This is a genomic window from Aquabacter sp. L1I39, assembly GCF_017742835.1.
Taxonomy (GTDB): domain Bacteria; phylum Pseudomonadota; class Alphaproteobacteria; order Rhizobiales; family Xanthobacteraceae; genus L1I39.
The window spans coordinates 665,217-679,704 of record NZ_CP072392.1 but is presented as its reverse complement, the minus strand read 5'-3'; the positions used below and the strand labels follow the sequence as shown (position 1 = coordinate 679,704).

Here is a 14,488-nt window from a genome sequence, read left to right as displayed (position 1 = left end):
TTCGCAGCCCACTCCGCCCAATCCAGGCTTGTCCCCCGTGGGCAAGCCTGGGTGGGAGGCGTCTCAGCGCTGAAGCATGGCCTGCAATTCCATTTCCCAGCCTTCCTCGAAGCGCGCTCGCGAATAAAGCGCCGCCGTGGCGGGGCCATTTGCGGCCAATGCCGCTGCGCTGTCCGGGTCCTTCAGGCAGTCGAGTACATCCTGCGCCACGCCGGTCAGGTCGGGAGAGGACCGGACGAGACAATTGACACCGCGGCGCATATATTCCCGCCCGCCGAAGCCGTCGAAGCCAAGCACGGTCAGGCTCATCGCCATGGCTTCCAAAGGCACCAGCCCGAAGCCCTCGCACACGGATAAGGTGATCAAGTGGCGCCGCTCTGCGATTTTAGCGAACAAGGCTCGTTGCTTGTACTCTCCCGACCATAGCATCGATCCATCCCAGTCAATCCCCGCGGCGGCCAACGGATCGATATTGCTGATCTCTTGCCGCAACCGCTTGAGCAATGCCAGTTGCGTCTGCCCATCGCCTTTGAGGTAGAACCAGATCGAGTTGGCCGGCCTGCTCCACCACGGTTCCTGAGGCATATGGTCGGTTGTTATGAACGGGTTGATGATCGGGGCTTCGAGCCCGTAGACATTCGCGAGGAAATCGCGGGTGAAGCCACCTACGGCAATGTGCCGGTCGAACCACAAATCCAGCGTCCGGAACGAGCTGAAGCCTTGCACATACATCAGCTTGCGGCAGTGGTGGCTCAGCCCCACCAAGCCGTCCGAAAACGACGGATTGCAGATGAAAATATCCTGAGGCCGTAAGATCGTGGCCAGTTCCTCGCGCGTTACACATTCAAAATGGTCAGGATAGTCGAATACTGAGTTGCCAGCGGTCTCATTTTCCCAAGTCACGGCATAGCATGACAGCCCAAGCCTTTGCTTGGCAACGCGGCCGATTTCATAGGCCATATGCGTCCCGCCGGCCGCGATGTACGCGCCCATTACGAAAACCCGAGGGTCATCACCTGGCTCGGGGCCAGCCGAACGGGGCACCCGGCTTGGCTCGTCGATGACAGAGCTTCCAGCAACGGCGGTCTTCGACGGCAGGAGCGCTGGCCAACGTTGCCGGAAGTCCGGATAGAACTCCTCTATCAGGGGCAGAATAGGCAGGAGACGTGCGGCAAGCCGGGGAAAATCCACCCCTTTGTACCGTTCCAGCGGATCGTAGGCAGAGTGTTCTGGGACAGGAACCGGTAAAGCGCACACCTGCGCAAGAGCCTTTTGCGGATCTGCGACAAGGTCCTCATACCGAATGATCCTGTCCATCCCGAGCGAAAGATAAGTTCGCATCTGGAACGCGAGCAATTCGACTTGGCGGTCCAGCGGATCGTCGATGCTATCCAGCCGCGCCTTGAGATTGTCTGGCGCAAAGCTCTCCAGCATTGGCATGCGACCGCGCTGGACGGGCATGTCGACGGTTTGCCACGCGGCCATCACGGCAAGGGGGTCGCGAATGATTGCGAAAAGAGGGACACGGGTCATGAGCAGATCGGCCAGGGCGGTGAATTCGGCCGGATGCTTGACCACCAAGGCGAAATCGTCGCTCAGTGGCTTGTTGAACGTAAGGGGACCGCGCTGTTCCAGAACGCGCCGCAGGCGCCCGCTGTCTTGCGGTGGCTCCACCCAGTTTTCCGGGATCTTCCCGTCAACGTGCTTTGTGATCAGCGCCCCCCGCGCCAGCGCCGTGGCGCGGTATTCGCGCATCAAGCCGATGATCTGTTCCACCGCATGCTTCCGGTCCCATTCCCGCGATAGCCCGAAAGGCTCTGCAAGAGCGATGACGTTCGGCTGGTGATTCATCATGAATGTAGCCAGCGTCGTCCCGCTCCGTGGCATTCCCGTTATAAGAACATTAGTCATGATGGGGGCCCTGGCCTCTACACTACAGTCACAAAAATCCGGTTATGCTTCAGTGGTCAAGATGATATGACTGATCTTATGGTCCGCAGTGTTTTTCAGTAAGGGCTTTGCAGGATGTCTTGGCGAAAAAATGCGTCGGACGCGGTCTTTTCTGTGGAAGGGAGTTCTGGCTCCGAAAAAGCGGTGATTGCCTTTGCCGGAGTACAGGCGATGTTTGACGGGATCGAACCGCAAGAGTTTGCCAAGACATTGAATAGTGCTGCCGGCGGTGCCTGCCAGTGGCCGGTGGCGTTTGTGCGGGAACGGCCAGCGTTATGGTGCAACAGCTTGGACGAAACCATGCTCGCACCTTTCCTGACCGCACACTACAATCGCACCATCGTTACGCTGGGCAACAGCATGGGCGGCTTCGCTGCCATCCTGTTCGGCGGGCTGCTACCCGGTGTGCGCCGCTCCATTTCGTTTTGCCCGCAATTTTCGGTCCATCCTGCCCATTGTCCGTGGGAGAGCCGCTGGCGCGAGCAAACCCGGGAGATTGACCACTGGCGATTCGAGACATGTCTTCCCGGTCCGGCCCCGGATGCGGCGCTCCCGCTTGACCATGTGGTTTTTTGCGGCGCCGATGTTCCTGACGATGTGCGCCATGCCGAAATGATCCTGAACCATGCATCGGGCCGTGCCGCGGCCTTTGTCGTTGATGGTTGCGGCCACGATGTTGCGAGGACGTTGAAGCGGCAGGGCGTGCTCGTGCCGTTGCTGGGCCTTCTCATCGACAAGCTGGCCGCCCCGGTCGAAATTGCCACTTTTCTGCGTCAGCAGGGCATCCTGTTCGATCAGCTGTCGCTCGGACACCACCCGGGCGATGCGGCTGTGGCCGGAGAAAGTTAGGTTAGGACGAGCGATTGTCTCCGCGCCGCCATGGGGCCACCCGCCGCGCGTATCTGAAAGTGATGCGCCGCTATCCAGCGGGCTTCAGGCAGGCGAAAAGTGCTCAGGGCTTGTAGGGATTTGGAGCGCCCGCTTGGCCGGGATGTCCCTCTCACTCAGGACGGATCGCTGTGTGGGGACTGGCGGGCCGGCCCGGCCGCCGAAGCGTCCTCTCGTCCCGAATCCGAAGACCTGATGGCGCAATGGCCGCACCCGGCGATTGAACCTTGCTCGCGCAGGCTCTAAGAACTGCTCCAAAGGGCCCACCGGCCGCAAGGGAGCCGCCCGGAACATGGAAAAGTTCACTGTCCTCGAAGGCGTTGCCGCGCCGCTGAAGCTGGTCAATGTCGACACCGACATGATCATCCCCAAGCAGTATCTGAAGACCATCAAGCGCACCGGCCTCGGCAAGGGCCTGTTCTCCGAGATGCGCTATAACGAGGATGGCACCGAGAATCCCGACTTCATCCTCAACCAGAGCGCCTACCGCAACGCCAAGGTGCTGGTGGCCGGGGACAATTTTGGCTGCGGCTCGTCCCGTGAGCATGCCCCCTGGGCGCTTCTGGACTTCGGCATCCGCTGCGTGATCTCCACCAGCTTCGCCGACATTTTCTACAACAACTGCTTCAAGAACGGCATCCTGCCCATCGTGGTGAGCCCGGAAGACCTGGACAAGCTGTTCGACGACGCCGAGCGCGGCGCCAACGCCACCTTGACCGTGGACCTGGAAGCCCAGGAAATCCGCGGCCCCGACGGCGGCGCCATCACGTTCGAGATCGACCCCTTCCGCAAACGCTGCCTGCTGGAGGGCCTGGACGATATCGGCCTGACGCTGGAGAAGGAAACCAGCATCACCCGCTTCGAAGGCACCCGCAGCCAGACCCAGCCCTGGCTGTGAGACGCCGATCCGGCGCCGCTCGCGCTGCCGGAACCGGAAAAAAGTTCAGGAAAATGACGCAAGGTCAGATGGGCGCCACTTCGGCGCCCATTTTTTTTGCCATTTGCCGAAACGAAAATCTCCCGTCCTTCCAAGCCTTTCGCCTAGACTGTCGTGCGGCTGAAAAGGAATGGGGCGATCCTGCCGCTCACGCCATGCAACACCACACTCCGGAGTAGCCCGTGCCGCATCATTCACCGCTGGTCGCCACCATCGTGGGCGCCATTGTCCTGGCGTTCCTTCTCGGTGCCCTGGCGCAGCGGCTGAAACTGTCGCCCCTCGTGGGCTATCTGATTGCCGGCGTGCTTTGCGGCCCCTTCACCCCCGGCTTCACGGCGGACCCCGACCTGGCGCTCGAACTGGCCGAGATCGGCGTCATCCTGCTGATGTTCGGCGTCGGCCTGCATTTCTCCCTGGCCGACCTGCTGTCGGTGAAAGCCATCGCCATTCCCGGCGCGGTGGTGCAGATCGCGGTGGCCACGGTGCTCGGGATCGGTCTCGCGCATCTTCTGGGCTGGAGTTTTGGTGGCGGCCTCGTCTTCGGCCTCGCCCTTTCCGTCGCGAGCACGGTGGTGCTGCTGCGGGCGCTCCAGGAGCGGCGCATCCTGGAGAGCGAGCAGGGCCGTGTGGCGGTGGGCTGGCTGATCGTGGAGGACCTCGCCATGGTCCTCGCCTTGGTGCTGCTGCCGGCGCTCTCCGAGGCCCTGGGCGGGCGCCCTGCGACCGCCACGGCCACCACGGCGCTGGTGGGGGGCGATGCCGGCATTGCCGTCACGCTGGCCATCACGCTCGGCAAGGTGGTTGCCTTCATCGCCCTGATGCTGATTGTCGGCCGGCGCGTCATTCCCTGGGTGCTGCACTGGGTGGCCCATCGCGGTTCGCGCGAATTGTTCCGGCTGGCGGTGCTGGCCATCGCGCTGGGCGTCGCCTTCGGCTCGGCCATGCTGTTTGACGTGTCTTTCGCGCTCGGCGCCTTCTTCGCCGGTATGGTGCTCTCCGAATCCCCCTTGTCCCAGCGGGCGGCAGAAGAGACGCTGCCGCTGCGCGACGCCTTCGCGGTGATGTTCTTCGTCTCCGTGGGCATGCTGGTGGACCCGTCCATCATCTGGAAACACCCGCTGGAACTCATCGCCACGCTGCTGATCGTGGTGGTGGGCAAGTCGATGGCCGCCTTCGCGCTGGTGCGCCTGTTCGGCTATGGCAACGCCACGGCGCTGACCATCTCCGCAAGTCTCGCGCAGGTGGGCGAGTTCTCCTTCATCCTGGCGGCGCTCGGGGTGAGCCTCGACCTGCTGCCGGCGGAAGGGCGCGACCTGATCCTGGCGGCGGCGATCTTCTCCATCGTTCTCAATCCCTTCTTCTTCCTGGCCATCGACAAGCTGCGGCCCTACCTCGTGAAGGCGGCGCCCACCCCCGAGGCCGCCAAGGTTCCCGCCTTGCCGCAGACGGAGAAGACCGAGCACACCATCCTGGTGGGATATGGCCGTGTCGGCCGCCTGGTTGCGGCGGGCCTGGAGACGGCCGGCACGCCCTTCGTGGTCATCGAGGACCAGGAGGACGCCGTGGAGAGCTTGAAGAAGGCGGGCATCGAGGTGGTCAACGCCAACGCCGCCGCGCTGGAGGCCCTGGTGGCCGCCAACATCGCCCACGCCAAGCGGTTGATCCTTGCCATTCCGGACGGCTTTGCAGCCGTCGGCGTGCTCAAGAAGGCGCGAACCCTCAACCCGAAGCTCGACATCATCGCCCGCGCCCATTCGGATGCGGAGGTGGAGCGCCTGAAGCAAGGCGGTGCCAGTTTCATCATCATGGGCGAGCGGGAAGTGGCGCGCGGCATGCTCGGCCACGTCTTCGGCCTCGACAAGAAAGCCACGTCTGACGCCGCGTCGGGGGCGGCCGCCGAGGTCCAGACGGAGGAGGCGGCCAAGGACGCCGCCACCCGGGCCATTGATGCGGTGGAGGTGCCCCTTGCAGGCGATTCCGCCCCGGATCTGCTGGCTCCGGGCACGGCCTTGCCCGATCTCGGCGACGTGCTGACGTCCACCTCCGACACCGTGCTCACCCGTGAGGCGGCCGTGGAGGGGGGAGCGAAAGTCGTGGTGGCAGAACAGTTCCCGCAGGATCAGCCAGCATCCGAGGCGGTGCCCGAGCCGTCCAAGCCCGCCGCCTGAGGCGGAAGGAAACCCGTGGGCACACGCCTTCACCGTTGACGTGCGGGCCGCCTCCCCCTATAAGCCCGACCCGAACTCGGGCGGCTTCGGCTCCCGGGAGCCAGACCTTATTTTCGAGTTGAGCTCGAATGAGGTGGCGGGCGATACGGTCGCCGGCCAGGGTTTCCCGGATTGCAGTCGGCGTCGCCAAAACCCCGGAGACAAGTACCGTGAAGCGCACCTATCAACCGAGCAAGCTCGTGCGCAAGCGTCGGCACGGCTTTCGTGCGCGCATGGCGACCCGCAACGGCCGTAAGATCATCGCTGCCCGCCGGAGCCACGGCCGCAAGCGCCTGTCCGCGTGAGGCATGCCCCTGGCGGAGTCGCGTCCCGTGGATCGCCTCCGCCAAAGGCGTGATTTCCTGGCGGCAGCCAAGGCTGAGAAGGCCGGCGTCGCCTCGTTCCTTTTGCAGGGACGCAATCGTCGTGGCGAGGATGCCGTGCGCCTTGGCCTGACGGTCACCAAGAAAATCGGCAACGCCGTGGTGCGCAACCGCATCCGTCGGCGTCTGCGGGCGGCGGCAGGGGAAGTCCTGCCCGCCCACGGCCGGGCCGGCTATGATTATGTCCTGGTCGCGCGCCCGCATGCTCTGCATGCGCCCTTCTCGGATCTCACCCGCGATCTCGAGCGCGCCATTGCCCGCCTGCACGGCGCGCCCTCGAAAAAGCCCAAAGACACGTCCGCCCCCGCCAACGGAGGCCGCCCGGCATGACCGACAATCGCAACATGTTCATCGCCATCGGCCTGTCGCTGGCGATCCTCCTCGGCTGGCAATATTTCTTCGGCATCCCGCAGGCGGAGAAGCAGCGCCAGCTGGCCGAGCAGCAGCGCCAGACCCAGCAGGCCCCGGCCCAGCCCGGCAGCAACACCCCAGCGCCCAGCGCCGAAGGTGGTGCCAGCGTGCCCGGCGGCACCGCCGCCCAAAGCCCGGCGAAAGGCCTGACCCGCGCCCAGGCGCTCGCCGCCTCGCCGCGCGTCGCCATCGAGACCCCCCGGGTCTCCGGCTCCATCAATCTGCGCGGTGGACGCGCCGACGACCTTTCACTGAACGATTATCGCGAGACGGTGGCCCCCGACAGCCCGAATATCGTGCTGCTGGAGCCCTCGGGCGCTCCCAATCCCTTCTATGCGGAATTCGGCTGGACCAGCGCGCCCGGCGCCAACCTGAAGCTGCCCGGCCCCGATACGGTGTGGACCGCCGGCAGCCAGAAGCTGACCCCGGCCGCGCCGCTGGTGCTGACCTACGACAATGGCGAAGGGCTCGTCTTCAAGCGCACCTTCACCATTGACGACGAATACATGTTCACGGTGAAGGACGAGGTCGAGAACAAGGGCGCCGCCCCTGTGACCCTCTATCCCTATGCCCTCGTCTCCCGTCACGGCCTGCCGCACACCGCCGGCTTCTACATCCTGCATGAGGGCCTGATCGGCGTGCTCGGCGATGCCGGCCTCCAGGAAGTGACCTACGCCAAGATGGAGGACAACCAGCCGCGCACCTTCAAGGCGACCGGCGGCTGGCTGGGCATCACCGACAAATACTGGGCCGCGACCGTGATCCCCGATCAGGCGACGGCGGTGGATGCGCGCTTCTCCTCCTCCACCCAGGCGGGCGTGCGCACCTTCCAGGCGGATTATCTCGCCGCTGGCAAGACGGTGGCCCCCGGCGCCACCGAGGCCTCCCAGGCGCGCCTGTTCGCCGGCGCCAAGGTGGTCTCCGTGGTGGATGGCTATCAGCGCCAGTACCAGATCGACCGCTTCGACCTGCTCATCGACTGGGGCTGGTTCTATTTCATCACCAAGCCGCTCTTCATCGTCATCGACTGGATCTATCGCGTCGTCGGCAATTTCGGCGTGGCCATCCTGATCGTGACCGTGGCGCTCAAAGCCCTGTTCTTCCCGCTGGCCAACAAGTCCTACGCCTCCATGGCGAAGATGAAGGCCCTGCAGCCGGAGCAGCAGGCCATCCGCGAGCGCTACAAGGACGACCGCACCAAGCAGCAGCAGGCGGTGATGGAGCTGTACAAGAAGGAGAAGGTGAACCCGATCGCGGGCTGCCTTCCCATCCTGGTGCAGATCCCGGTCTTCTTCGCGCTCTACAAGGTGCTGTTCGTGACCATCGAGATGCGGCACGCGCCCTTCTTCGGCTGGATCCACGATCTGTCCGCGCCCGATCCGACGACCATCTTCAACCTGTTCGGCCTCATTCCCTGGGACCCGTCCACCGTTCCCGTCATTGGCACCTACCTGATGCTCGGCGCCTGGCCGCTCATCATGGGCGTGACCATGTGGGTGCAGATGAAGCTGAATCCGGCCCCGCCGGACCCGACCCAGCAGATGATCTTCAATTATATGCCGATCATCTTCACCTTCATGCTGGCCCATTTCGCGGCGGGCCTTGTGATCTACTGGGCCTGGAACAACACGCTCTCGGTGATCCAGCAGTCGGTCATCATGAAGCGCCACGGTGTGAAGATCGAACTCTTCGATAACCTCAAGGCGGCGTTCAAGAAAAAGCCCAAGGCCAACGCCAAGAGCTGAGGCCGCGACCGGCCCCCCGGGCGATGACAGAGCCATCGGGACGGCGCCTTCGGGCGCCGTTCTGCGTTTCAGAGCCGCGCCTGCGGGCAGCGGCGGACCCTTGCGCCAGGCGCGCCTTGAGCCGATAAGCGAAAAATGAGCACGAACGCAGGCGAGACCGCCGAAGACAATCCCTTTATCGAACCCGGCCGGCTGCTGTTCGCGGCGGAGTGGAACTTCATCACCGCCGCGCCGACGGTGGAGACGCTGCCCCCCATGACGGGGCTGGAGATCGCCCTCGCCGGCCGCTCCAATGTGGGCAAGTCCAGCCTCGTCAACGCGCTCACCGGCCGCAAGACGCTGGCGCGCACCTCGGTGACGCCCGGCCGCACGCAGGAGCTGATCTTCTTCCGGGTGGACCCGCGGCTGACCCTGGTGGACATGCCCGGCTACGGCTTCGCCAAGGCGCCCAAGGAGAAGGTGGACGCCTGGACCAATACCATCCGCGCCTATCTGCGCGGGCGGGTCAATCTGGCGCGGGTGTTCGTGCTCATCGATTCCCGCCACGGCATCAAGCCGGTAGACGAGGAGATCCTCGATCTCCTGGACAAGGCGGCGGTGTCCTACGCCATCGTGCTGACCAAGGCCGACCAGGTGAAGCCCACCGAGCTGAAGGCTCGCCTCGTGGAGACGCAGGAGCGCATCCGCAAGCGGCCGGCGGCCTATCCGGTCATCTTCCCCACCTCCAGCCAGACCGGCGCGGGCCTCGCCGAGCTGAGGGGGGCTGTGGCCCAATTGATGGCTGAGCGCGGCATCGCCTGAGGCGGGAGGGCTCGCGCAGCCTCTAGGGGGTTCTCCGGGGGCGTGCGGCAGGAGCGTCCGGGGAAGGGCTCACCTTAGGGGCAGGGGGACGGTTTCCACAATTCGGCCACTTGTGTCACCGGCGGGCGCCGGTTGGCAACTCACGCCCGATCTCCGGCGAGAGGCCTTCATGGCGTAGCGCACGCGCGGGGGCTGTGGGGAGACGGCCTTGCCGCGGGCGCTGTACGCCAGGCGTGGCCGATGCCCACTGCGGTCGCCGCGCGGCCAGGCGATGGTCGTCGACGGTCAGCACGCAAGAGGTCAGGCGCCGGGAGGGGGAGGGGGGTGACGCACCCCAATGGGCGGCCTGTCCCGGATCCGCAGACGGCGGCGCGTTCAACGCAGGCCTGTCTTGTGCGCACCCCCGGCGGTGGGATGCGTTCGCATGACAGGCGCACTTGCGGGGCGGGTGCGTCGGGAGGGGTGAGGGGGCCCGGGCGAGGCCGGCCCGTTCGGGTCGACCCGCCATACCATGGCAAGAGGGGCCGGGCGAAGACAGTCCGCGCGACCGGCCACCCGTGCCTCAGCGCCTCTTGCGCTCGTCCTGAATCAGGGCTTCCGTCGCCGCAATGGCTCCCTCCAGCTCGGAAATCTTCCGCAGGGCGCCGTCGGAGGGAACAGTGGTGGCCTGTGCCGCGGCGAGCAGCAGGTCACGCTGGGCGTTCTTCAGTCGTTCGAGGAGACCCTTCAGGTCAGCCTCTGTCTGTTGAGCCATTATGGGTTTTGCTCCGTGCTGAAAGACAAGGCGGCGCCGCCCTGACAACGCCGGACATGTCGACTGGGAGAGCGCGATGGGTTCCACGAAGACACAGGCACTTCATTGGGAGCCATGGCGCGCTCGCTGATAAAAGTTCAATCCAAACTGCGCCGGCCCAACCGCCGCGTCCGTGTGCGATAAGCCCGTATCCGCCTCATCGGCCAAGGCTCGTGTATAAACCATCCAGGCGAACCATTCCGGCAAAATCACCCACCGACCAGCCTGCGAGAGAAAGTCCAGGCCGATGTCCCGCGACGTGCCGCAGCCGAGCGCCCCCTCATCACGCTCCGTGATGTACCCGCCAGATCGAAGCCGATTTCACGTCCAACATGCCCGGCGTCGGGCGGTGCTGGCTTCTGGCGGCCTTGTCACGACATGCCCCGATTCCCCGTTCATCCAACCGGGGACAGAGACAACCCGCAACAACGGGAATGCGAAGACACCACAAGGTTTGGCACAAAGGCGTTGGCACCAATTCCGGGCACCCCGTCTGGGCGCTAATCTTGGCACACGAAGGCCCGGCGCCGTAGCGAACACCCGGACATCCGGCGATGCATCGGTTTGCCCGCAGCGATCCGCAGAGGAAGCCCCACACACTTCCTTCGGACACACCCGCTCGGCACCGGGTGCGCAAACCTCCGCGCGGCTGACCCACGGTCAAGGGCGCAGTCATGGCATGACGGGCGGAAGAGGGTGTCTTCCGCCCGTCAGCCTTTATCTCGTCAAGAAGCGGATCAGTCCGCGACTTCGATGCCGCGCGCCTCGGGACCCTTGGGACCCTGGCCGACCTGCACCACGACGCGCTGGCCTTCGCTGAGGTCGGACAGGCCGGAACGGGACACCACGGTCACGTGGACGAACACGTCCTTGCCGCCGCCTTCAACCGCGATGAAGCCGAACCCCTTGTCGGGGTTGTACCACTTCACGGTGCCGACGCGCTCCTCGGTGGGGCCGGAGGCCGCACGGGGACCACCAGCGCCGCCGCCGAAGCCGCCCGAACGGGGGGCGCCGCCGAAGCCGCCGGGAGCCCGGCGCGGGGGAGCCGCTTCCGCCGTGGAGGTGTCCACGTCGAGAACTTCGGTGACCTGACGGCCCTTCTGGCCCTGGCCCACGCGCACGGAGAGCTTGGAGCCGGGGGGAACGCTTTCCTGGCCAGCGGCCTCAAGGGCGCGGGCATGCAGGAACACGTCGCCGGAGCCGTCGGAGAGTTCGACGAATCCGAAGCCCTTTTCAGGGTTGAACCACTTCACAGTCGCGTCGATCGGCGGGCCGGACGGCGCGGGCGAGCTGAAGCTGCTGCTCGGCGAGGAAAACGCGCGCTCTCCTCCAAAACCACGGTCACGCGGCGGTGCAAAGTCGTCATCAAATCCGCGACGGCGCGGCTCTCGGAAGTCTCGGTTACGGCTCATGTGTATTTCCGTTGAGGTCAGGTCGCCAATCTTGGCCAGGGCCATCCACTTGCTGAACTTGTTTGCGTTTTTGATACTCACATCCTCAGACGACCCAACAGAAGTCCTGACGACACGCTCAAGTCAGCCACCCGCGTCTTGCCTTTCAGCCTACTGGACACACCCACCTGCCACGCGAGCCAAACGGAATACGCGTAGCAGATCGGCATTTATGACAGTAACACACATCTGTGACGTTTTGGTACATGAATTGTTGGCTCTTCAGGAGCAAGCTTCATGGCGGGGGCCGGGGCTATGATCCCCGGCGGGGTCTTGTCCCCGCATTCTGTCGAAGCGCAGGGGGTCATGCATGGCTGATCTGGCCGGCCTCTCACCACATCGGGGGCGCGCGCCGCGGCGCGACGGGCTGCTGCCGAAGATTGTCACGACCTTCCGCCAAGGCTATGGATTCAAGGACTTGCGGGCGGATGCGGTGTCCGGCCTCACGGTCGCCATCGTCGCCTTGCCGCTGGCCATGGCGCTCGCCATCGCCTCCGGCACGGGGCCGGAGAAGGGGCTCGTCACCGTGGTGGTGGCCGGCTTCCTCATTTCGGCGCTGGGTGGCAGCCGCTACCAGATTGGCGGTCCCACCGGCGCCTTCGTGGTGGTTGTCGCGCATGTGATCGCCCAGCACGGCTATGACGGCCTCCTGCTCGCCACCCTCATGGCCGGCCTCATGCTGCTGGTGGCAGGCGTCCTGAAGGTGGGCACCTTCATGCGCTACATCCCCGAGCCTGTGGTCACCGGTTTCACCGCCGGCATCGCCGTTATCATCTTTTCCAGCCAGGTGAAGGACTTTTTCGGCCTGTCCATCGCCCATTTGCCGGCCGAGTTCCTCGGCCAGTGGGAGGCGCTCCTCGCCGGCGCCTCCAGCCTGTCGCCGGTCACCACGGCGGTGTCCGCGGGTGCCCTGGCGCTCATCCTGGTGCTGCGGAAGATCGCGCCCAAGGCGCCGGGCTTCCTCATCGCCGTGCTCCTGGGCGCGGTGCTGGTAACCGCCTTCCACCTGCCGGTGGCCACCATCGGCTCGCGTTTCGGTGCCCTTTCGGCCGGCCTGCCGGCCCCCGCCTTTCCTGTTGTGACGCTTGAGCGCCTCTCCGACCTGCTGCCGAGCGCCATCACCATCGCCTTTCTGGCGGGCGTCGAAAGCCTGCTCTCCGCCGTGGTGGCCGATGGCATGACCGGCGGGCGGCACCGACCCAATGCGGAACTGGTGGCCCAGGGTGTCGCCAACACCGCCTCCGCCCTGTTCGGCGGCCTGCCTGCCACCGGCGCCATCGCCCGCACCGCCACCAATATCCGCGCCGGCGCCCGCTCGCCCATGTCCGGGGTGCTGCATGCGGTGTTCGTGCTGGCGGTGATGCTCGTTCTGGCGCCGTTCGCGGTCTATATTCCGCTGGCGAGCCTGGCGGCCATTCTCATGGTGGTGGCCTGGAACATGAGCGAGATGGACAAGATGCGCCATCTCATGAGCGCCCCCATGGGCGATCGGATCCTGCTGCTCTCCACCTTCTTCCTTACTGTGGTGGTGGACCTGACCGTGGCCATTGGCGTGGGCGTGGTTCTGGCGGCGGTCATCTTCATGCATCGCATGGCGGAGGCCTCGTCCGTCGCCCATTTGCCCGACACCGATGAGACCGATTCCCGCGCCTTGCTGCCGCCGGGGGTGGAGGCGTTCGATGTGTCCGGCCCGCTTTTCTTCGGCGCCGCCGCGCGCCTGTCCGAAGTCCTCGACCAGATCGGCCAGCCCCCTCGCGCCTTCATCCTGCGCATGGAGGATGTGCCGCTCATCGACGCCACCGGTGCCGGCGCCATCGCCGATTTCGTCCGCCGCTGCCGCAATGGCGGCACGCGTGTGATTCTGTGCGGCCTCAGGCCTCAGACCGCCCGCGTGCTCAGCCAGATGGGGCTGAAGCCAGAGCCGCCCGCCATCCTGTGGGTGGACAGTTTCGAGGAGGCGCTGCACGCATCCGCCGCCGATCCGGCCACGCCGTCCATCGCCTGAGGGAGACTTATGGCGCACGCCCCCCATCACGCCGCCACCGCCGCGCCCCTCCATGACGGCACGCCGATCCCGGCGCCCACTTCGCGGGAGATGCTGGAGCTTCTGGCCACGCGCCGCTCGCTGCCGCTGCGGGCGCTGGTCGCGCCCGGCCCGAGCGCGGCGGAACTGGACACCATGCTCGCCATTGCCGCCCGCGTGCCGGATCATGGCCGCCTCGTGCCGTGGCGCTTTATCGTGCTGGAGGGGGAGGCCCGCGCCGAGGCGGGGCGGCGGTTCGATGCGCTCTACAAGGCGCAGAACCCCGATCTGCCGGACGCCAAGGCGCAGATGTGGCGGGATTACATGATGCGCGCGCCGGTGACGGTGGTGGCCGTGAGCCGGCCCGATCCCGCCGCCAAGGTGCCGGAATTCAACCAGGTGCTCTCCGCGGGCGCGGCCTGCATGAACCTGATCGCGGCGGCCACCGCCATGGGCTACGCCGCCCACTGGCTGCTGAAATGGCCGGGGCGGGACCCTGAGGCGGCGGCGCTTCTGGGCGTTCTGCCGTCCGAGCGGGTGGCGGGCTTCCTGCATCTGGGGAGCCCGGCGGACGTGGTGGCTGACCGCCCTCGGCCGGACATGGCAGCCATCGTCACGCGTTGGAGCCCCTAGAGCATGCGCCGATCAGCCTGCACCGCAGGCTGATCGGATCGCGCATTCTCTATCAATAAGTTAGAGGGCGATTCACCGATCAGATTGGTTCAATCTGATCGGATCGCGCTCTAGAGCCGGATCCGGGCACATTAAATCACATGGCGATCCGATGGGCTCGGTGAATCCGTCTCTATTCAATGAGTTGGAGGGCTGTTCACCGTCCAGTCGGCTCGCGCTCTAGGAGCCTGCTTGGACATTCGGGTTTGGGGAACATCGCTGTGCGG

12 protein-coding genes are annotated in these 14,488 nt (G+C 65.4%); 9 read left to right on the top strand and 3 right to left on the bottom strand.

Annotated features, from left to right (window positions below):
- Window positions 1-63 precede the first annotated feature (63 nt).
- Entirely contained in the window at window positions 64-1,854 is a 1,791-nt protein-coding gene (locus J5J86_RS03105; RefSeq protein ID WP_247657977.1) for a glycosyltransferase, read from the bottom strand.
- Between the two features lie 267 nt (window positions 1,855-2,121).
- Here J5J86_RS03105 and J5J86_RS03100 point away from each other — a divergent pair, with 267 nt between their 5' ends.
- The 7 genes from J5J86_RS03100 (at window position 2,122) to yihA (ending at window position 9,322) form a co-directional block, all read left to right on the top strand.
- Window positions 2,122-2,799, top strand: coding sequence for a hypothetical protein (locus tag J5J86_RS03100; protein WP_209103440.1), 678 nt, complete (start codon window positions 2,122-2,124; stop codon window positions 2,797-2,799).
- Between the two features lie 331 nt (window positions 2,800-3,130).
- The gene (gene leuD / locus J5J86_RS03095) at window positions 3,131-3,736 is read left to right on the top strand and encodes a 3-isopropylmalate dehydratase small subunit (protein ID WP_209103439.1); all 606 of its coding nucleotides are present in this window, start codon (window positions 3,131-3,133) and stop codon (window positions 3,734-3,736) included.
- A 221-nt stretch (window positions 3,737-3,957) separates the two neighbouring features.
- The gene (gene ybaL, locus J5J86_RS03090) at window positions 3,958-5,943 is read left to right on the top strand and encodes a YbaL family putative K(+) efflux transporter (RefSeq protein ID WP_209103438.1); all 1,986 of its coding nucleotides are present in this window, start codon (window positions 3,958-3,960) and stop codon (window positions 5,941-5,943) included.
- A 209-nt stretch (window positions 5,944-6,152) separates the two neighbouring features.
- Window positions 6,153-6,287, top strand: a complete 135-nt coding sequence (rpmH, locus tag J5J86_RS03085) for a 50S ribosomal protein L34 (protein WP_170012815.1) — start codon at window positions 6,153-6,155, stop codon at window positions 6,285-6,287.
- A 27-nt stretch (window positions 6,288-6,314) separates the two neighbouring features.
- A complete protein-coding gene (rnpA, locus tag J5J86_RS03080; protein WP_209103437.1) occupies window positions 6,315-6,695 on the top strand; it encodes a ribonuclease P protein component in 381 nt (126 codons plus the stop codon).
- Window positions 6,692-8,521, top strand: a complete 1,830-nt coding sequence (yidC, locus tag J5J86_RS03075; protein WP_209103436.1) for a membrane protein insertase YidC — start codon at window positions 6,692-6,694, stop codon at window positions 8,519-8,521. Before rnpA ends, yidC begins: the two co-directional genes overlap by 4 nt.
- A 135-nt stretch (window positions 8,522-8,656) precedes the next feature.
- Entirely contained in the window at window positions 8,657-9,322 is a 666-nt protein-coding gene (gene yihA, locus J5J86_RS03070) for a ribosome biogenesis GTP-binding protein YihA/YsxC (protein WP_209103435.1), read from the top strand.
- A 562-nt stretch (window positions 9,323-9,884) separates the two neighbouring features.
- On the opposite strand, the gene J5J86_RS03065 is transcribed toward yihA, so the two are convergent.
- Together J5J86_RS03065 and J5J86_RS24585 are read right to left on the bottom strand one after the other, a co-directional pair.
- Complete coding sequence (locus J5J86_RS03065; protein WP_209103434.1) at window positions 9,885-10,076, bottom strand: hypothetical protein; 192 nt, start codon at window positions 10,074-10,076, stop codon at window positions 9,885-9,887.
- Window positions 10,077-10,852: 776 nt separating this feature from the next.
- Complete coding sequence (locus tag J5J86_RS24585) at window positions 10,853-11,368, bottom strand: cold-shock protein (RefSeq protein WP_342449159.1); 516 nt, start codon at window positions 11,366-11,368, stop codon at window positions 10,853-10,855.
- 508 nt (window positions 11,369-11,876) lie between these two features.
- On the opposite strand from J5J86_RS24585, the gene J5J86_RS03055 reads away from it, so the two are divergent.
- Both J5J86_RS03055 and J5J86_RS03050 read left to right on the top strand, forming a co-directional pair.
- Complete coding sequence (locus J5J86_RS03055; RefSeq protein WP_247657975.1) at window positions 11,877-13,571, top strand: SulP family inorganic anion transporter; 1,695 nt, start codon at window positions 11,877-11,879, stop codon at window positions 13,569-13,571.
- A 9-nt stretch (window positions 13,572-13,580) separates the two neighbouring features.
- Window positions 13,581-14,222 (top strand): nitroreductase family protein, encoded by a 642-nt coding sequence (locus tag J5J86_RS03050; protein ID WP_209103432.1) that lies wholly within the window; start codon window positions 13,581-13,583, stop codon window positions 14,220-14,222.
- Window positions 14,223-14,488: the final 266 nt, after the last annotated feature.